Origin of the sequence: Trinickia sp. (assembly GCF_036503415.1) — a bacterium.
Lineage (GTDB): Bacteria > Pseudomonadota > Gammaproteobacteria > Burkholderiales > Burkholderiaceae > Trinickia.
In genome coordinates this window covers 1-16,955 of sequence record NZ_DASXWY010000200.1, presented here as the reverse complement: position 1 = coordinate 16,955, position 16,955 = coordinate 1, and the positions used below count along the sequence as shown (strand labels likewise).

Here is a 16,955-nt window from a genome sequence, read left to right as displayed (position 1 = left end):
CGGGCTTCATTGCCATAAATCATCAGCAGATATTCCATTTGTCGCTCCTGAAGAGTTGCGGCAACACGCAGCGTGTTACCTCGACAATGTCGAACGGCTTGCCATGATTTCGACATGCGTCGAAAAAAAGCGCGATAGGAGGAAGGCAGCTCGCGGCGCAACGCAGCGAACGTTAGTCTAACCCTCGGGCGCGCAGGGACGCGCCCGAGCCTTGGCTCAGTCAGGCGACTGAGCCGTATCCGGCGAATGCTCGACGGCGGGCGTAGACGCGGTGTCGGACGCATGCCCCGCATCGGACGTCGAGCTTGGCTCGGGCGCCTGAGCCGCGTCAGCCGACTGAACAGTCCCAGCTGGCTGCGCCGCCTCGGCGGCCGGCGAACCTTCCGACGCGCCCGGCTGGGCCGGCCGTTCGGCGGCAGCCTTCGCAGCCGGCTGTGCGCCATCGCCCTTGCGGCGCGCTGCGCCGCCGCCCTTGGCCTGCCTGCGCGCGAAGGCCGCGTCGCGCGCGGTGACGCTGCCGGCCGGCGCGCCGTCGAGATCGACTCGCGGCGCACCGTCGACGAGACAGGCCCAGTAACGGCTGCCGCGGCACCATGTGCTGACCGCATCGCGGATCTGCGCCTCGTTCAGCGCGAGCTCCTCGGCGTGCGAGACGAGATCGGCCAGAATGCCGATCTTCAGCGGCACCTTCGGCGCGGGGTTCTTCGGGAATGCGGCCGGAAAGCGCTTTTGCAGTTTGCCGATGACCCGTACCACGGGATCGACCGGCTCAGCCTTCGGCGCGTGATGGCTTCTCGCCTCCCCGCGCTGGGCTCGGGCATCGCCGCGCTGTCCCTTCGCGTCGCGCTGTCCCTTCGCGTCGCGCTGACCCTTTGTCTCGTGGTGGGCCTTCGCGTCGCGCGGCCCCTTCGCATCGCGATGACCGTTGGCGTCGCCCTTTGCCTCGCCCTTTGCGTCGCGCTGACCAGGCCGAGCCTGTCGAGGCGATTTGCCCGCATCGGCGGCCTGGGCCTGCTCCTTTGCGGCGCGCGCTTCTTTCGCCAGTTGCTTTCTCAGTTCTGCCAGCTGCTCGAAACCCATATTCGTCCTGTAACCGCCTACCCGAAAATCAGACGGCAATATTAACAGCCTCTTGGCACATCGGCTGCCAAGCGGGCGCGGCGCCGACCCCGCACCCGGTTCAGGCGCCATCGACCGTGACCTGCACGCCAAGCGCCGATCGATAGCAGACTGAAAGGTCCGCTTCATCGCCCAGTCGCATTCGACCCTCAGATTAGCTCCTTTAGCGTGGAAACTCTCCGCGCCTTACACCGAGGTAGACATGAATCGACGCAAGGCAATGCGCCACGCGGGCACGGCGCTCGCCATCGGGCTGATGGCACTCGCAGGCACGGCAACGGACGCTGCCGCCCATGAAATCCACGATGCAAAGCGCGTGCTACTCATCAGCATCGACGGGCTGCACGAACAAGACCTCGCTCGCTGCACTGGCGCCAACACCTGCCCGAACCTCGCCGTGCTGGCGCACTCCGGCGTCACCTATACCGAGGCGCGCACGCCTGGCCTGTCCGATTCATTCCCCGGTCTCGCCGCGCTCGTCACGGGCGGCTCGCCGAAATCCGCCGGCCTCTTTTACGACGTCTCCTATGACCGCACGCTGTTCGCACCCACCGACGACACATGCTCAGGCAAGCGCGGCTGGAATGTCGTGTTCGACGAAACGACCGGCATCGATGCGCAAAACGGCGGCGCGCTGATCCATCTCGACGGCGGTGGCGCGTTCAATCCGCAAGCGATCCCGCACGCGCTGGTCAACGGCGTGTGCAGCCCCGTCTATCCGCACAACTACATCAAGACGAATACGATATTCGAAGTCATCAAGGAGCACATGCGCGATGCGCGTACGGCCTGGGCCGATAAGCACGCGTGGGGCTACGACTGGCTCAACGGACCGTCGGGCCATGGCGTGGACGATCTCGCCCGCACCGAAATCAACTCGATCGATCCGGCGACGCAGACCGACTATACGGACGTCTACACCCACACGGAGAAATTCGACAACTACCACGTGCAAGCAATCCTCAATCAGATCGATGGCAAGGACTCCACGGGGACGAAGAACGCGCCGGTACCGACGCTGTTCGGCACGAACTTCCAGACCTTGAGCGTGGCGCAAAAATCGCCGGTCGCCAACGGCGGCGGCTACCTCGACGCGAGCTTCACCCCGGGCCCGAACGTGGGCAATGCGATCGCCTATGCAGATGACGCGATCGGCCGCATCGTCGCCGAGCTGAAGCAGCGCAACCTGTACTCCACGACCGTCATCATCGTGACGGCCAAACATGGCCAATCGCCGGCCGATCACACGAAGCTCGTGAAAAACGGCGACACACTTACGCAACTGCTCGAAGCGAACAACTACCTGGATCCGAACGGCAACTTCGGCCAGAACGCGACGCAATCGGGCAACCTCAACGACGGCACCGGACTTGCGGGGACGGGCATGGTGCAAACGGACGATGTCGGGCTCATTTGGCTGCGCGATCAAAGCCAGCGCGACGCCGTGATCGCGACGCTCAAGGCCAATCTCGGCTGCAATGCGCCCGGCATCTGCGCCGATGGTCCGGGAGCCTATCTCCTCTACGGCCCGCAACTCGCCGCGCGCTTTGGCGATCCGGCGCAAGGCCGCACGCCCGATATCGTCGTGCAGCCGAATCCAGGCGTGATCTATACGTCGAGCAAGAAAAAGGACGAGGAACATGGCGGCAATGCGCCTGACGACAGCCACCTCGGTCTGCTCGTGTCGTTCCCTGGCATTCGTCACGCCCGCACGATCGCCAAGCCCGTCCTGACCACGCAAGTGGCGCCGACGATCCTGCGCGCACTCGACCTGAAGCCCGAGTGGCTGCACTCGGTAGCGGAAGAAGGGACGCACGCACTGCCGGGACTCGGCATCGAGGACTGAGGCGGATGGTCTTTGCCGCATCCGGGGAGGGAGCGGCGAGGACGTCCCCGCGCGCGATACAATGCCATCCGGTTTGCGGCCCGAAGCGCATCGACGTAAGGGCCGCGTTTGAACACTATCTGGATGATTCGCGCACGATGTCCGCCCTCCCCTTCGACGCCGTGATCTTCGATTGCGACGGCGTCCTCGTCGATTCCGAGCCCATTACGAACCGCGTGCTTGCCGAAATGCTCGGCGAGCTCGGCTGGAACATCAGCACTCGGGAGACGATGCGGCACTTCGTCGGCAAAACGGTGAGGGACGAAGCCGCCCTCATCGAATCGCACACCGGCTTTCGCCTCACGGCGCAGTGGCTCGAGCAGTTCCGCGCCCGGCGCAATGCGGCGCTCGAAGCCGAGCTCCTCGGCGTGACAGGCGCACCACTGGCAGTCAAAACGCTGCACGAAGCGCTTGGCGGCGTCATCGCCGTCGCATCCGGTGCCGATCGGCACAAGGTCGAAATGCAGCTCGCGAAGGTCGGTATCTTCGAGTATTTCGAAGGACGCATCTTCAGCGGTCATGAAATGCCCCGGAACAAGCCACATCCCGATGTCTACCTCGCCGCGGCAGGCGGCCTCGAGGTCAATCCCGCGCGCTGCGCGATCGTCGAAGATACGGTCACGGGTGCGACCGCGGGACTGGCCGCCGGGGCAACCGTGTTCGGCTACTGCCCCGACGCTGCGGGGCACAGCCATGCCGAGGCGATGCGATCCACGGGCGTCGCGGCGATCTTTCACGATATGGCCGAACTGCCGGCCGTGCTCGCTCGCTGGCGCACCGCGTAGCATTCAAGGGGCTAATGCCCCGAAGCGTCACCGGGCGGGCGGTCGGCCTCTCTCGTCGTTTCATCGCGGAACGGCGGCGTGGGATAACGAAGACCTCCCGCTTGCGCCCATAGCTCCTCAAGGCGCGCGCGGTCGCGCCGCCCCGCGACGTCGAGCACCGATTTGGCCTTGGTCTCGCGCTCCATCACGCGAACGAGATCGATGATCTTCTGAAGCAGCGCATCCGGGGCACCGGTGTCATCGCCGCCGAGACCAATCGTGACCTCGCAGCCTCGCGCCAAGGCAGCAAGGAATTGCTCGCGCTCCGGTGACGGGTGCTCGTCGATCAGCATCTCGATGCCGCCACCATACTGGCGCGAGCTGATCCGATCGATCTCGTCGAGTAGACCCGATAGATATCGGGCTGTGCGAGGCTCTAGCGCGGCTGCCGCGTCGTGCCGTGTCTGTCCGGTCTCCGGTGAAGCAGGTGTGGGCGATGTCTCCTTACCCCGCGCAGCGGAGACGAGACCGCGCAGGCCATCGAGCACCGAGTGAGCCCGATGCCGGCCCCGGCCCGAGCCGACGGTGGGCTTCGGCTGTTCGGTCGACGGATCGGGTTCGGGACCCATCGAGCCGGATCTCCCAAGCGGCGGCACTGTCATGAGGTGAGTGGCGAGAAGTGGCAAATGCCGTCATCTTCCCATCGCTCGGTCCGTTACAAGCGCGGGCGCGCGAAGGACCGACCGGATGAGCGCAGGCAATTTTCCGCGTTTGTGCGTTCGGTGCCCTACATAGGGATCGGTCAACGATAAGTAGGCTGTTGCGAAGCGGCGAAGTGCGTTCGCCTTTTCTACCTAACCGGTCACCTGCCTTGACGCCTTTGAAGTCGCACCGCATCGATTGGCGCATTGTGTGCGCAGGCACGCTCGCGGCTTTGGCCGCTCTGCAGTGCACAAGCCTGGCGCATGCCGAAGACGGCACACCGAACGCGCCGGCCGCGCAGCAATTGCCGCAGCGCACGATCGACGGCTACGCCGTGTTCGGCAACGGCCGCGCGACCGAAGGCGGCAACATGCATTGGCGCGCCTATGAAATCGGCTTCGGCGACATCCTCAACGATTACCTCTCCGTCTACGTCGCCTATCTGAACGAGGGGCATCCGACGAATCATCATCGCGATGGCTTTGCGGCGCTGGGTTCGTTTCGCTGGCCCGTCAGCGATCGCGTGGCGTTCGAGTTGTCCGCGGGGCCTTATTTCAGCATGGATACCACGCATGTCGAGAATGAACCGCGTAACGAAAAGCGACTGGGCCTGCGCGCCTCGGCCGCAGTGCGGTTCTATGTCGTGCCCAACCGCTTTTTTCTGAAGCTGCAATACAACCATATCCAGATGGTCAACGGATTCAACTCCGACGCGGTGCTCTTCGGCATCGGCTCCGATCTTCGCGGCAACCCCGCACCGGCGCTTTCCGACGGCAAGACACAGGTGAGCATCTGGGCCGGCACGTCGCAGACAAACCATCCTCAAGTGCCGATGGAAAAAGGTTACATGGTCGAGCTCAAGCGCCCGCTCGGCAATGCTTGGGCGTATTCCGCGAGCTTCGTCTACGAAGGCAATAACGGCACGGCCGGCCGGCGTGGCGTGGCGGCACAACTCTGGTACGTCGCGCCGATCCTGAGCAAATGGGCCTTATCGGCCGGTGTAGGGCCGTACCTCGCGCGCGACCGCGACGAGCCTTCGAATCGCATGCGGATCAACGCCTTGCTCAGCGCGCAAGTGAGCTACCAGGTCACGAACAATTGGGCCGCGAGCCTGCGCTTTAACCGCGTCGCGACTGGCAATGACAAGGACCAGGACATGTTCATGGTCGGCCTCGCGCGGAACTTCTAGCGGCGGTGCACGCCCGCCATGGCGCGCGTGGCTTACCCCGCGAAGTACACGCGTGCTAGACTCCCCACCCATGTCCTATTGGCGCAAATTGTTCATCGTCGTGCTCTTGGCACTGAGCCTGCCGGTTCAGTCGTTTGCGGCCGTCTCGATGAAATGCGTGCCCACCCATGCTCGCGCCGGCGATGCGTCCGTCCGGCACGCCGGGCACGAGATGTCCGCGCACCATCGAGAAATGCACGGGATGGTTCTCGCCGGCGATGGCGACCATCATGACCTGCGCGGCAGTCTTCACGTGCATTCGTGTTCGATGTGCGCATCGTGCTGCCTGGGGACCGCCTTGCCGGCCGTTCCCATCGTTGCCGTCATCGCGGACGCTACGCGCGTCGTCGCATCTATTCCGCCTTCGGCCGGTGCCGCGTCTTTTTTGACCGGCGGCATCGAGCGCCCTCCTCGCTCCACGCTCGTCTAATTTTCCACCGCGGTTAAAGCCCGCGATGTTCCATTCGTGCCGGCGGTCTCTTGGACTCGCCGGATGATTGAAGACGAGAAAATCCATGCGACTAATTTCTGCGGCGCTGCTTGGCGCGGCGGCTTCATTGCCGATGCTCGCGCACGCCACCCCCACCTTTCCCGCCCCCGCGGACGCGGCCGCCCCGGCTCCCGCGAGCGCTTCATCGTCTGCCCTCGACGATGAAGCGCTCGTTGCAAGAACCAACACCGCACGCGATGCAATGGCCACGCGCACCCGGGAATACGCTTCCAAGCCGCTTTCGATGGACGACGCGGCACGGCTCGCCTTGCAGAACGACAACCCCGGCACCGCCGACGCGATGTCGAAGGTGGCCGCCGATGCGCGCCGTGCCTATATCCGAGCGGTGGCGGCCGAGCAGGCCGCCCGATACGCCGGGCACGTCGAGGACTCCGCGGACGCCGGCGCACAATTGGCCTCGCGCATGCGCCAGGCCGGGAACCTGAGCAAGCTCGATGAGGCGCGCGAGCAAGCCTTCCGTGCCAGCGCGCAAGTACAGGCAGCGAAGGCTCGCCAGCAAGCGCTGTCGGCGCGGGAGAAATTGACGCGAACGCTGGGGCTGCGGGGCGGGCACACGCAGTACACCCTTCCGGATCAGTTGCCGGATCTGCCGAAAACGCGTCCCGCACTGAACGACCTCGACGCATTCGCCTCGCGCAACCATCTCGAGATTCGATCGGAGGTTCGCGAATCCTACTCGGCGTACATGACGAGCTACGACGTAGCAAAGCGCTATCGCGACGAAATCGTGCCGCTTCGCAAAACGATCTCGGACGAACTGCTGCTCCGCTACAACGGCATGCTCGCCGGCGTTTTCGAGCTGTTGGCCGACGCGCGCGAGCAGGCCGCCGCGATGAGCGGCTACGTCGATTCGCTCGAGGACTACTGGCTCGCGGAAACGGACATCCGGCAAGCGTTGGGCGGACGTTTGCCGCCGCCGGCATCCGCCAGCCATTCGGGAGGGCAGTGACATGGTGTCCCGTCGACAATTCCTGAGCGGCTCGGGAGCCGCCCTGCTCGGTGCCGCAATGGTCAGCAAGGCCGGCCCGGCTTCATTGCCGGAAGCGCCGACCATGGCGGCCGCGGCGACGCAGCCGCCTCTCATGCCGCCCAACGGCCGCCCCTATACACCGGTCGCGACGCTGAACGGATGGACGTTGCCCTGGCGGATGAAAAACGGCTGGAAGGAGTTTCACCTGACGGCCGAACCCGTGGTGCGCGAAATGGCGCCCGGTATGAAGGCCAACCTGTGGGGCTACAACGGTCAGTCGCCGGGCCCGACGATCGAGGCTGTCGAAGGCGACAAGGTCCGTATCTTCGTCACCAACAGACTGCCCGAGCACACCACGATCCACTGGCACGGAATGCGGCTGCCGAACGGCATGGACGGTGTCGGTGGGTTGACGCAACCCCACATTCCGCCCGGCAAGACATTCGTCTACGAGTTCCAGCTCGAGACGCACGGCACGTTCATGTATCACCCTCACTCCGACGAGATGGTGCAAATGGCGATGGGGATGATGGGCATGTTCATCGTCCACCCGAAGGACCGTAGCGTCATGCCGGTCGACCGCGATTTCGTATTTTTGCTGGCCGCCTACGACATCGATCCGGGCAGCTTTACGCCGCGCGTCAACGAAATGACGGACTTCAACATGTGGACCTTCAACTCGCGCGTGTTCCCCGGCATCGATCCGTTGCCGGTGCGCGCCGGGGATCGCGTACGCATCCGGTTCGGCAATCTGACGATGACGAATCACCCGATCCATCTGCACGGCTATCGCTTCGAGGTCACCGGCACGGACGGCGGATGGATCCCACCGGCGGCCCGTTGGCCCGAGGTGACCGCCGATGTTGCAGTCGGCCAGATGCGCGCGATCGAGTTCACCGCGGACCGGCCGGGCGACTGGGCGTTTCATTGCCACAAGTCGCACCATACGATGAACGCGATGGGGCACCGCGTGCCGACCATGATCGGGGTACGGCAGGACGACCTGGCCGAACGCATCGGCAACGTGGTGCCGGACTATATGGCGATGGGCAGCACCGGTGGCGCAATGGGCGGAATGGAGATGCCCTTGCCCGAAAACACGCTGCCGATGATGACGGGCACCGGGCCTTTCGGCGCGCTCGAAATGGGCGGCATGTTCACGGTCGTCAAGGTCAGGCAGGGGCTCGGGCCCAACGACTACCGCGATCCGGGCTGGTACACGCATCCCCCGGGAACGGTGGCGTACGAGTACACCGGTGCACCGCCCGACAGCTGACCGGTACGGCGAGGCAGGGGGCGCCGAAAGGCCACCACTGAACGGTCATCCCTGCCGGCCAAGTTCCTGCCGCTTCCAACGTTCGGTCACCCTATTCGATCGCTTCATGAGGCAGCCCTACGTAGTTCTCGGCGATCGTCCTCAATCCCGCATCGGAACGGGTGTAGTACTCGTAGTCGATGCGCTGCATCTGCTTGTCGAAACCATCGCGGTCCGGAAACTCGTGGAGCAGGTTCGTCATGAACCAGGAAAAGCGCACGGCTTTCCAAACACGGCGTAGTGCGATCGACGAGTATTTCTCGAGCCAGTCAGTGCGCCCGCCCTCATAGACGCCACGAAGAATCCGGTACAGCGTGCCGACATCGCTCGCGGCAAGATTGAGCCCCTTCGCACCCGTCGGTGGGACGATGTGCGCGGCATCCCCGACGAGAAAGAGCCGGCCATATTGCATCGGCTCGACCACATAACTGCGTAGCGGCGCCACGCTCTTTTCGAGCGAATCGCCTGTCACGAGCGTCTCGGCCAGATCCCGCGGCAAGCGCGCGCGGAGCTCGGCCCAGAAGCGCTCGTCCGTCCAATCCTCGGCTTTCTCGGTCAGCGACACTTGCAGGTAATAGCGGCTGCGCGTCATCGAGCGCTGGCTGCACAGTGCAAAGCCGCGCGCATGGTGGGCATAGATCAGTTCATGGCTGACGGGCGGCGTATCCGATAGCAGTCCAAGCCATCCGAACGGAAAAATGCGCTCGTACTGGGTGAGGCGATCCGCGGGTATCGCCTTGCGCGATACACCGTGAAAGCCGTCGCAGCCAGCGATGAATTCGCATTCGAGCGTCATCGTCTCGCCGTCCTTCTCGAACGTGACACGGGGCGTGTTGCCCTCGATCCCGTGCAATTGAACGTTGCGGGCTTCATAGACGGTCGTACCGCCACTGGCCTCGCGCGCCGCCATCAAATCGCGCGTGAGCTCGGTCTGGCCGTAGACGAGCACCGTGGCGCCGCCCGTCAATGCCTTCAGATCGATGCGGTCGCGCCGGCCGCCGAAGGCGAGTTCGATGCCTTCATGCACGAGTCCTTCCGCATCCATACGCGCGCCGACCCCAGCCTCGCGCATGAGATCCGCCGTGCCGTGCTCGAGCACGCCCGCCCGGATTCGCCCGAGCACGTAGCCGCCCGTCTGCCGCTCGAGCACCACGTTGTCGATGCCTGCTCGTTGCAGCAATTGGCCTAGCAGCAGGCCCGACGGTCCGGCGCCGATGATCGCGACTCGGGTTTTCATGACGGTGCCCCCTTTCAAGATGTCTCGTCGTTTGCTTGTATTTTTCGACGTTCATCGTGAATAGAGAAGGCACATTTGTGCAATAGAACAGGACTTTTAGAAGATCGCCGGCTAGCGGTTGCGGCGCGGCCCTATTCCTGCTTGATGCCTTCCGCCTGAATCTGAAGCTTCGTCAGCATGTTGAACCCAAGCCGCTGCCCGATATCGATGCCGAAGTCGGCGCGATTGAACTGTGCGCTTGCCTCCACACCGCACACCTCGCGCTTGAAGTAGGGATTCATGAAGCATTTGAACGATTCGATCCGCAGATTGACCGGCCGCGTGACGCCATGCAGCGTCAGCGCGCCGATGACCTCTTTGGGCCGATCGCCATCGAATCGGATTTGGGTACCCTTATAAATCGCGCTCGGGAATTGCTTCGTATCGAACCCTTGCGTCCCGCGCAGGTTTTGATCGAGTTGCGCGTTGCCCGTATCGATCGACGACGGATCGATCGACACATCGATGGTCCCGGTCTTCTTCGCGAGATCGAGCGTCACGGTGCCGCTCGACTTCGTAAACTTGCCTCGCCAGATCGACACACCGCCGAAATGGTCGACGGCAAAGCTGGGATAGGTATGCGTCGGATCGAGTTGATAGCTGGCCGCAGAAGCGGCGGCCGAACACGATGCTCCCGCGATGGCGATGAGGCCCGCCGTGACGAGCTGGTTTGCTTTGTTCATTGTCTCCTCCAAATGCGTTGAATTGGGTTCTCTTTAAAACTTCGCTGCAACGAGATGGAATTTGATGGTGACGTCGTCCGCGACGATCGACGTATCCTTCCACTCGCCGGTCCCGATATCGAACTGCGAGCGCTTGATCGACATGCTGCCGTCCAGCGTCTGAGCGTGGTCACGCTCCGTTAGCGTGACGGGTACAGTGACGATCGCGGATTTGCCCTTGATCGTCAGCTGTCCCGTCACGCGGTACCGATTGCCACCGGCCGCAGCAATCTCGCTCGAAGCAAACGTTGCCGTCGGATAAGTCCTCGCGTCGAACCATTCCTTTCCGGCCACCTGGCTGTTGTAACTGGAATCGCCCAGGTCATAGCTGCCGACATCGACCGTGATCAGCGCGCTGCCTGCCGACGGTTTGGCCGGATCGAAGCTCACGCGCGCATTGAACTTCTTGAAGACGCCCTCGATGGGCACATTCATCTGTTTCGATACCGCGGTGATCGAGCTTTTCGCGAGGTCGACTTCGGCGCGCGCCGCGCCGGGCGCAGTCAAGACGGCTGCCACGAGCACCGGCGCCATGCAGTGGTAAAACGATGACTTCATCGAAGATCCTTCGTCATTTGAGGAAAGGCAGCATCCGCCCGAGCAGTCCGTCCCGATCGATCCACTGATGCTTGACGGCCGCGGCGACGTGCCCTGCAACGAGCGCGAGCAGTCCGTAATCGAGCGCAATGTGAATGGACTTGAACCACACCTTGAGTACTGGGTCCGGTGCGATGAGCTGCGGCATCGGTATGAGGCCCAAATAGACGACGGGCACATTCGCCGCCGCGGTATAGAGGTAGCCCGAAACGGGAATCGCGATCATGAGCGCGTACAGCGCCACGTGAACGGCATGCGCCGCGCAGCGTTGCCAGGCGCTCATGCAATCGGGCAGCGGCGGTGCCCGATGCGTCAACCGCCAGACGATGCGCAACACGGCCAACGCGAGCACCGTCACGCCGATCCACTTGTGCCAGGAATAGAAGCGCAGCTTATCGGGCGTGATGCCCGGCATGCGCGTCATCGTCCAGCCCAACGCAAACCCGCCGACGATCAACGCCGCGACGATCCAGTGCAACCCGATCGCAGCGGCCGTATATGCGTCCCGGCCACGAACGGTCGGAGGCACGTGCTCGCCCGCGCTTCTTTCGAAGCGCTCTTCGGTGGGGCTGCCCGCGCTGTTCGTCTGACTCATCGTTCCTCTCCTCGTCCCGCTCCCACATCCGAACGGCCTCCGACCGCATCCACGCAAACGATCCGTTGCGTGCCGAGCGCCGATACACCGGCCTCGAGCACATCGCCGGCACGCAGATATCGCCCGTGGTGACTGCCGATGCCTGCAGGCGTACCCGTGCAGATCAAGTCGCCCGGCTGCAACGACGTATGCGCCGACAGGTAGGCGATCTGCTCGGCAATGCTGAAAATCATGTCGCCGGCCTGCCCGTCCTGCATCAATGTGCCGTTCAGCCGCAACCACGGCCGCAGCGCCGACGGCGCCTCGATGTCCCATGCCGGAACCAGCCAGGGACCGGCCGGCAGCCATCCGGCTCTCGATTTCGACTGAAGCCAATCCGTGCCGAGCACCGGCACGTCGGTCCTCACTACGCGATCGCGCAACGTGATGTCGTTGACGACGCAATAGCCCGCGACATAGTCGAGCGCGCGTGCGACGTCGACGTTGCAAGCGCGCCGTCCGATCACGACCCCGATCTCCACCTCCCAATCGAGCGTCGACATGCCGGCTTCGACCGGCAATGGGTCGAACGGGGCCGAAACCGCGGCTGTTCCCTTCACGCATATATAGGGCGTGCCCACGCGCCGCCGAGTTTCGATCGATGCGAGCACCGCTTCCCGGCGGACAGGCGCATCGGCGGCGCCATGTGCATCGAGGGCTGCCTGCACCACCTGCTCACTGTAATTGCCGATCGTGCAGTAGACCTGCCGCGGGGCGATCGGCTCGTGGATTCGGAGGGCAGCGAGCTCGACGCCTTGTTCCGCGATGAGCGTCTGCGTCCCTTCCGATCGAACGACCTGCTTCAATCGATCGGCGTTGCACTCCCACTCATTCAGGAATTCGGCGACCGACGATGTGCCGCGCAGCCCGCTGGCGCGCCACTGCGCCAAAGCCATCACGCGGCCTTCGAACAGCAGCGCCGGAAACGGCGTGCAGGCGGCTGTCGACACGTTCACGAGTACAGGAGACATGTCCGGCTCAAAGATCGTTGACGAAATGAACTTCGACCGCATCGCCGTCCGGGCGTGCAAGGGTGCGCCGGCGCGGCGCGGTTTCGACGAGCAGCACGGCAATGCCCGCTCCGGCGACGAGACTGTAGAACGCGAAATCGAGGGTCCGGGCCAGGCCGAAATGCTGCGCGATGAAGCCGGCGATCACAGGAGCAACGCCGCCCCCGAACGTCTCGCCCACGCCCGACACGAAGCCGATGGCCGACGCGACGAGACCGGGCGGAGCCGCCTCGGTGGCAACCGGCCCACTGAGCAACGACAGCAAGCCGATCGAAAAGAGGGATACGCCGAAGAGCAACGCGAAGAGCATTTGAGGATGGGGGCCCGTGCGCGCGAAGCAATAGAGCAGAAGCGTCGCGGCGACGAAGCCGAACAGCGCGGTCGGGCGTCGGCCGACGCGATCGGAGATACCGGGCAGCGCGAACGAGCCCGCAAACCCGCCGAATCCGATCGCCGAAGCGACGAAGCCCATGCTCCGCGTGTCCAGATGAAGGACGGCGACGAGGTAGATCGGAACCATCGCACCGATCACGAAAATGCCGCCCATCGCGCACAGAATGGCAGCAGTCGCGACGAGCACGTTGCGCGTGCGCAGCAACTGCGTCCATTCCATCTTGGCGGCGCCCTCGACGCCGAGCGGGACATCGCTGCTGCGCGTGCGCTCGTGCAGCAGGCGCCAGATCAGCGCGGAGACGATCAAGCCCGGCACGGCCGAGATCATGAATACCCAGTGCCATGACGGTACGACGCGAAGCAGCTGCGTGGCGGCGATGGGGGCGAAACCGAGCCCGACGAGCGGGATCATGCTCAGCTGCAAGCCCTGGTTCAGGCCGCGTCGGGCGGGACGCGACGCCTCGCTATTTGCCGCGAGGCTTGCGGGCGTGAATGCACCTTCGGCGACGCCCATCGCGGCACGCAACAACAAGAGACTGCCGAAGCCCGTGGCGAACCCCGACAAACTCGACAGCACGGAGAAGACGATCATCGTCGCGACGAGAATCTTCTTGCGGCCGATGCGATCCGAAACCGGCCCCATGACGATCGACCAGATGCCCCACGCCACGCCGAGTGCGCCGATCAAGCTACCCAGTTGCGAATAGTCGAGGCCAAGGTCTTTCATCATGTACGGAAACATCGGCGCCATCAGCCACCGGTCGAAACCGACCAGTCCGAACCCGAGGCCCAGCAGGACGAGCGTTTTGCGCTCGTACCCGATGTCATGGTGAGAAGCGGTCATCAATTGTCTCCATTAAGTTGTCTTCGTGCGATACGCCATGACGGCGTTCTTTCGATTACCGCTTCACACGATCAATGCTAACGTTAGCGTAGATTAGATGCCCGCTCTTTCGCTGTCAAATGCGTACATCTACTTATTTCGTGCTTACGTATGCACTAGGCACGTGCAAACTCATGATCCGACGGGGGAATTGCTCGTTCGCCGTCGTACCAGGCGGTCGATCGGGGGAACTGCCTTGCAGCGAGTGAGTGTGCTATCGTTTGTCCGAATCCGCCCTCATTGGAACGCCATGATCACCATCAAAGACATCGCCGCCCGCCTCGAGGTCTCTCCCTCGACGGTTGGCCGCGCGCTCGCCGACGATCCGAGAATCAGCGCCGCCACGAAAAAGAAGGTCACGGAAGTCGCCAACGAAATGGGCTACGTGGCCAATCTCGCGGCGCGCATGATGCGCGGCGTGTCCAGCAATCTCATCGGCCTCGTGCTGCCCGACATTCGCAACAGCTTCTATTCGACGATTGCGCACGCGCTGTCGAAGTGCGTGCAGGGCGCGGGCTTTCAATTGATGTTGTCGGAAACCGAAGACGACCGGATGGTCGAGCTGCATCACATTCGCGAGCTGACGAGCGCGAACGTGGCCGGGATCATCATCGTTCCCACGGCGAAGCCGCATCGGGAAGCCACGCGCCTGCTCAAGTTGTTGCCGCACGTCCAATTGATTCGCCGGCAAGCCGTCATCGGCGACCAGTACTTCGGCATCGACGATACGCAGGCGCTGTTCGATGCGACGAACCATTTGATTGCGCTCGGCCACCGACGCATCGCCTACATCGGCGGCACCGACGAGCTGCCCACCGGCGAAGCGCGACTGCTGGGTTATCGAAGAGCCATCGAAGCCATGCCGCGCAATGCGCGCCCGAGCGCCGAGTTCGTCCGGCTCGGCCCGCCGGGTTCGATCGACTTCGGGCGCGAAGCCATGCGAGACCTGCTGGCGCAGGCCGCAGCACCGACGGCCGTCGTGGCCGGTGCGGTGCGCATCACGCAAGGCATCGTCGAAGAGCTCATGGCTCAACGTATCGCCGTTCCCGAGCAACTTTCGGTGGTGGGCTTCGGCGACGAGATGGGATTCAGTTGGTGGGGGCCGGGTCTCACGACCATCGGCCTTCCCGTTCACGATCTGGCCACGGCGTGCGGCCTCTGGTTCGTGCACCAGATCCGCCAAAACGCCGCCGCGCGCGCGCCCTACGCTTCGATCGCCACGGCCACGTTGATCCAGCGGGGCAGCACGCGCGCGCCCGCTGCGGCGGCGCGAGAGCGCGCCACGGCCACGGTCAGTAGGAGTAAAAGCCCCGCTTAGTCTTACGACCGAGATAGCCCGCGTCCACCATCTCTTTGAGCAACGACGCGGGCCGGTATTTCGTGTCGCCCATCTCGCGCTGAATCACCTCCATGATCGCGAGCACGGTGTCGAGGCCGATCAGATCCGCGAGCGCCAACGGCCCCATGGGATGACGCGCGCCCAGCCTCATGCCCGCGTCGATTTCGTCCGCGCTCGCCAATCCTTCCTGCAGCGCGAATACGGCTTCGTTGATCATCGGCACGAGAATGCGGTTGACCACGAAGCCAGGGGCATTCTTCACCTGTATCGCGGATTTGCCGAGGCGCTCGGCAAGCGCAACGGTCGTCTCGAACGTGGCGTCGCTCGTTTGCATGCCGCGAATGACTTCCACGAGCGCCATCGCCGGAACGGGGTTGAAGAAATGCATGCCGACGAAACGCGACGGGTCGGCGAGCGTAGCCGCCAATCGCGTGATCGACACGGACGACGTATTCGTTGCGATGATGGCGCCGGGCTTCGCGATTCTGTCCAACTCGCGCAATATCTGGTGCTTGATCCCGACGTTTTCCGTAGCCGCTTCGATGACGACATCGCATGTGCCGAGCGCGGCGGAATGAGACGTCGCCTTCACCCGCGCCATTGCTTCGGCAACGTCACCGGCCGTCATCTTCTGCTTCGAGACCAGGCTGTCGTAGCCCGCCGACAGCCGCTCGCGCCCGCGCTCGAGCGCGCTTTCATCGACGTCGCTGAGCACGACCGTCAGCCCCGCTGCCGCGCAGACTTGCGCGATCCCCGTACCCATCTGGCCTGCGCCGACGATGCCTATCGTTTCGTAGTTCATGGTTGCTGCCTTAGATATTCGGATGATTCGGCGCGACGCCGTTTCGGCGCCGACCATTCGCCGGGCTGGCCGACTCTGCGCAGCTCGGCCTCGTCTTTTGCGGCTCGGATCGCACCGTCGAACGTGGGCTCGGTGGCCACTCGCATCCGGTCGACGCTGATTACCCAGTTGTCGAACGTATAGCGCCAACGAATGCGACGCTCCTCCAGGAGCACCGAAAACCATCGCCAGACCGATGCGTCTTCCGCATTGGCTACTGCGGCCGCATCGAAGCGAGCGCGTTGCATCGCATCCATATCGTGACTCCGGTAGACGCGCGGATTTCGCGCTCACTATCACCCGCACCTAAGCGAGCGCTTCGATCAACTCGGGAACCGCGGTGAACAAATCGCCGACGAGTCCGTAATCGGCCACGCTGAAAATCGGCGCCTCGGGATCCTTGTTGATCGCGACGATCACCTTCGAATCCTTCATGCCGGCCAGATGCTGAATCGCACCCGAGATACCGACCGCAACGTACAGTTGCGGTGCGACGATCTTGCCCGTTTGGCCCACCTGATAATCGTTGGGTACATAGCCCGCATCCACCGCGGCGCGCGACGCGCCCAACGCCGCGCCGAGCTTGTCGGCCAGCGGCACGAGCACGCTCTGATAGTTCTCCCCACTGCCCAGACCCCGGCCACCCGACACCACGATCTGCGCGCTCGTCAGCTCGGGACGGTCCAGCTTGGTCACCTCGCGGTTCACGAACTGCGAGATGCCGCGCTCCGCCGCCGCCTCGATCTTCTCGATTGCAGCGCTGCCG

General features: G+C 63.8%; 21 protein-coding genes. 8 read left to right on the top strand and 13 right to left on the bottom strand.

Annotation, left to right across the window (positions count from 1 at the left end):
* Positions 1-181: hypothetical protein (locus VGL01_RS23815; RefSeq protein WP_331573771.1), on the top strand; the 181-nt coding region annotated here is incomplete at its 5' end.
* 35 nt (positions 182-216) lie between these two features.
* Here the strand turns inward: VGL01_RS23815 and VGL01_RS23810 are convergent.
* Positions 217-756, bottom strand: a complete 540-nt coding sequence (locus VGL01_RS23810) for a ProQ/FinO family protein (RefSeq protein ID WP_331573769.1) — start codon at positions 754-756, stop codon at positions 217-219.
* Here VGL01_RS23810 and VGL01_RS23805 point away from each other — a divergent pair.
* The 3 genes from VGL01_RS23805 (at position 730) to VGL01_RS23795 (ending at position 3,789) form a co-directional block, all read left to right on the top strand.
* Entirely contained in the window at positions 730-1,125 is a 396-nt protein-coding gene (locus VGL01_RS23805) for a hypothetical protein (RefSeq protein WP_331573767.1), read from the top strand. The genes VGL01_RS23810 and VGL01_RS23805 overlap by 27 nt on opposite strands.
* Positions 1,126-1,321: 196 nt before the next feature.
* Positions 1,322-2,965 carry an alkaline phosphatase family protein gene (locus tag VGL01_RS23800; RefSeq protein WP_414720331.1) on the top strand — a complete coding sequence of 548 codons (1,644 nt, stop codon included), beginning with the start codon at positions 1,322-1,324 and terminating at the stop codon, positions 2,963-2,965.
* A gap of 137 nt (positions 2,966-3,102) precedes the next feature.
* Positions 3,103-3,789, top strand: a complete 687-nt coding sequence (locus VGL01_RS23795; RefSeq protein WP_331573765.1) for an HAD family phosphatase — start codon at positions 3,103-3,105, stop codon at positions 3,787-3,789.
* An 11-nt stretch (positions 3,790-3,800) separates the two neighbouring features.
* On the opposite strand, the gene VGL01_RS23790 is transcribed toward VGL01_RS23795, so the two are convergent.
* Positions 3,801-4,397, bottom strand: a complete 597-nt coding sequence (locus tag VGL01_RS23790) for a hypothetical protein (RefSeq protein WP_331573763.1) — start codon at positions 4,395-4,397, stop codon at positions 3,801-3,803.
* A gap of 278 nt (positions 4,398-4,675) precedes the next feature.
* On the opposite strand from VGL01_RS23790, the gene VGL01_RS23785 reads away from it, so the two are divergent.
* Positions 4,676-5,659, top strand: coding sequence for a hypothetical protein (locus VGL01_RS23785; RefSeq protein WP_331573773.1), 984 nt, complete (start codon positions 4,676-4,678; stop codon positions 5,657-5,659).
* A gap of 55 nt (positions 5,660-5,714) precedes the next feature.
* On the opposite strand, the gene VGL01_RS23780 is transcribed toward VGL01_RS23785, so the two are convergent.
* Complete coding sequence (locus VGL01_RS23780) at positions 5,715-5,957, bottom strand: hypothetical protein (protein WP_331573761.1); 243 nt, start codon at positions 5,955-5,957, stop codon at positions 5,715-5,717.
* Positions 5,948-6,097 (bottom strand): hypothetical protein, encoded by a 150-nt coding sequence (locus VGL01_RS23775; protein ID WP_331573759.1) that lies wholly within the window; start codon positions 6,095-6,097, stop codon positions 5,948-5,950. Before VGL01_RS23775 ends, VGL01_RS23780 begins: the two co-directional genes overlap by 10 nt.
* Before the next feature lie 116 nt (positions 6,098-6,213).
* Between VGL01_RS23775 and VGL01_RS23770 the strand changes: the two genes are divergently transcribed.
* Together VGL01_RS23770 and VGL01_RS23765 are read left to right on the top strand one after the other, a co-directional pair.
* A complete protein-coding gene (locus VGL01_RS23770; RefSeq protein ID WP_331573757.1) occupies positions 6,214-7,158 on the top strand; it encodes a hypothetical protein in 945 nt (314 codons plus the stop codon).
* A gap of 1 nt (position 7,159) precedes the next feature.
* Positions 7,160-8,455 (top strand): copper oxidase, encoded by a 1,296-nt coding sequence (locus tag VGL01_RS23765; protein WP_331573755.1) that lies wholly within the window; start codon positions 7,160-7,162, stop codon positions 8,453-8,455.
* A gap of 91 nt (positions 8,456-8,546) precedes the next feature.
* Here the strand turns inward: VGL01_RS23765 and pobA are convergent, their stop codons facing one another.
* The 6 genes from pobA to VGL01_RS23735 form a co-directional block, all read right to left on the bottom strand.
* The gene (pobA, locus tag VGL01_RS23760) at positions 8,547-9,731 is read right to left on the bottom strand and encodes a 4-hydroxybenzoate 3-monooxygenase (protein ID WP_331573753.1); all 1,185 of its coding nucleotides are present in this window, start codon (positions 9,729-9,731) and stop codon (positions 8,547-8,549) included.
* A gap of 131 nt (positions 9,732-9,862) precedes the next feature.
* Positions 9,863-10,453: a YceI family protein gene (locus tag VGL01_RS23755; protein WP_331573751.1), complete on the bottom strand. Its 591-nt coding sequence runs from the start codon at positions 10,451-10,453 to the stop codon at positions 9,863-9,865.
* 33 nt (positions 10,454-10,486) lie between these two features.
* Positions 10,487-11,050, bottom strand: a complete 564-nt coding sequence (locus tag VGL01_RS23750; RefSeq protein ID WP_331573749.1) for a YceI family protein — start codon at positions 11,048-11,050, stop codon at positions 10,487-10,489.
* Between the two features lie 13 nt (positions 11,051-11,063).
* Complete coding sequence (locus VGL01_RS23745; protein WP_331573747.1) at positions 11,064-11,684, bottom strand: cytochrome b; 621 nt, start codon at positions 11,682-11,684, stop codon at positions 11,064-11,066.
* Positions 11,681-12,694, bottom strand: coding sequence for a fumarylacetoacetate hydrolase family protein (locus VGL01_RS23740; RefSeq protein ID WP_331573746.1), 1,014 nt, complete (start codon positions 12,692-12,694; stop codon positions 11,681-11,683). Before VGL01_RS23740 ends, VGL01_RS23745 begins: the two co-directional genes overlap by 4 nt.
* Before the next feature lie 7 nt (positions 12,695-12,701).
* Positions 12,702-13,970, bottom strand: coding sequence for an MFS transporter (locus tag VGL01_RS23735; protein ID WP_331573744.1), 1,269 nt, complete (start codon positions 13,968-13,970; stop codon positions 12,702-12,704).
* 289 nt (positions 13,971-14,259) lie between these two features.
* On the opposite strand from VGL01_RS23735, the gene VGL01_RS23730 reads away from it, so the two are divergent.
* On the top strand, positions 14,260-15,327 hold the full coding sequence (locus VGL01_RS23730) for a LacI family DNA-binding transcriptional regulator (RefSeq protein WP_331573742.1): 1,068 nt from the start codon (positions 14,260-14,262) through the stop codon (positions 15,325-15,327).
* On the opposite strand, the gene VGL01_RS23725 is transcribed toward VGL01_RS23730, so the two are convergent.
* The 3 genes from VGL01_RS23725 to VGL01_RS23715 all read right to left on the bottom strand — a co-directional run.
* On the bottom strand, positions 15,302-16,150 hold the full coding sequence (locus tag VGL01_RS23725; RefSeq protein WP_331573740.1) for a 3-hydroxybutyryl-CoA dehydrogenase: 849 nt from the start codon (positions 16,148-16,150) through the stop codon (positions 15,302-15,304). The two genes, VGL01_RS23730 and VGL01_RS23725, sit on opposite strands and share 26 nt — an antisense overlap.
* Positions 16,147-16,446, bottom strand: a complete 300-nt coding sequence (locus tag VGL01_RS23720) for a hypothetical protein (protein ID WP_331573738.1) — start codon at positions 16,444-16,446, stop codon at positions 16,147-16,149. The genes VGL01_RS23725 and VGL01_RS23720 overlap by 4 nt, the downstream gene beginning before the upstream one ends.
* Positions 16,447-16,495: 49 nt before the next feature.
* The coding region (locus VGL01_RS23715; protein ID WP_331573736.1) for an electron transfer flavoprotein subunit alpha/FixB family protein at positions 16,496-16,955 on the bottom strand (460 nt) is incomplete at its 5' end.

Bases quoted from the DNA above. Each gene is read 5' to 3' on its own strand.
- VGL01_RS23740 (WP_331573746.1), bottom strand. From the start codon at position 12,694: ATGTCTCCTGTACTCGTGAACGTGTCGACAGCCGCCTGCACGCCGTTT.
- pobA (WP_331573753.1), bottom strand. From the start codon at position 9,731: ATGAAAACCCGAGTCGCGATCATCGGCGCCGGACCGTCGGGCCTGCTG.
- VGL01_RS23725 (WP_331573740.1), bottom strand. From the start codon at position 16,150: ATGAACTACGAAACGATAGGCATCGTCGGCGCAGGCCAGATGGGTACG.
- VGL01_RS23800 (WP_414720331.1), top strand. From the start codon at position 1,322: ATGAATCGACGCAAGGCAATGCGCCACGCGGGCACGGCGCTCGCCATC.
- VGL01_RS23720 (WP_331573738.1), bottom strand. From the start codon at position 16,446: ATGGATGCGATGCAACGCGCTCGCTTCGATGCGGCCGCAGTAGCCAAT.
- VGL01_RS23775 (WP_331573759.1), bottom strand. From the start codon at position 6,097: ATGCCGCCGGTCAAAAAAGACGCGGCACCGGCCGAAGGCGGAATAGAT.
- VGL01_RS23790 (WP_331573763.1), bottom strand. From the start codon at position 4,397: ATGGGTCCCGAACCCGATCCGTCGACCGAACAGCCGAAGCCCACCGTC.
- VGL01_RS23735 (WP_331573744.1), bottom strand. From the start codon at position 13,970: ATGACCGCTTCTCACCATGACATCGGGTACGAGCGCAAAACGCTCGTC.
- VGL01_RS23750 (WP_331573749.1), bottom strand. From the start codon at position 11,050: ATGAAGTCATCGTTTTACCACTGCATGGCGCCGGTGCTCGTGGCAGCC.
- VGL01_RS23755 (WP_331573751.1), bottom strand. From the start codon at position 10,453: ATGAACAAAGCAAACCAGCTCGTCACGGCGGGCCTCATCGCCATCGCG.
- VGL01_RS23795 (WP_331573765.1), top strand. From the start codon at position 3,103: ATGTCCGCCCTCCCCTTCGACGCCGTGATCTTCGATTGCGACGGCGTC.
- VGL01_RS23745 (WP_331573747.1), bottom strand. From the start codon at position 11,684: ATGAGTCAGACGAACAGCGCGGGCAGCCCCACCGAAGAGCGCTTCGAA.
- VGL01_RS23730 (WP_331573742.1), top strand. From the start codon at position 14,260: ATGATCACCATCAAAGACATCGCCGCCCGCCTCGAGGTCTCTCCCTCG.
- VGL01_RS23780 (WP_331573761.1), bottom strand. From the start codon at position 5,957: ATGCACGTGAAGACTGCCGCGCAGGTCATGATGGTCGCCATCGCCGGC.
- VGL01_RS23765 (WP_331573755.1), top strand. From the start codon at position 7,160: ATGGTGTCCCGTCGACAATTCCTGAGCGGCTCGGGAGCCGCCCTGCTC.
- VGL01_RS23770 (WP_331573757.1), top strand. From the start codon at position 6,214: ATGCGACTAATTTCTGCGGCGCTGCTTGGCGCGGCGGCTTCATTGCCG.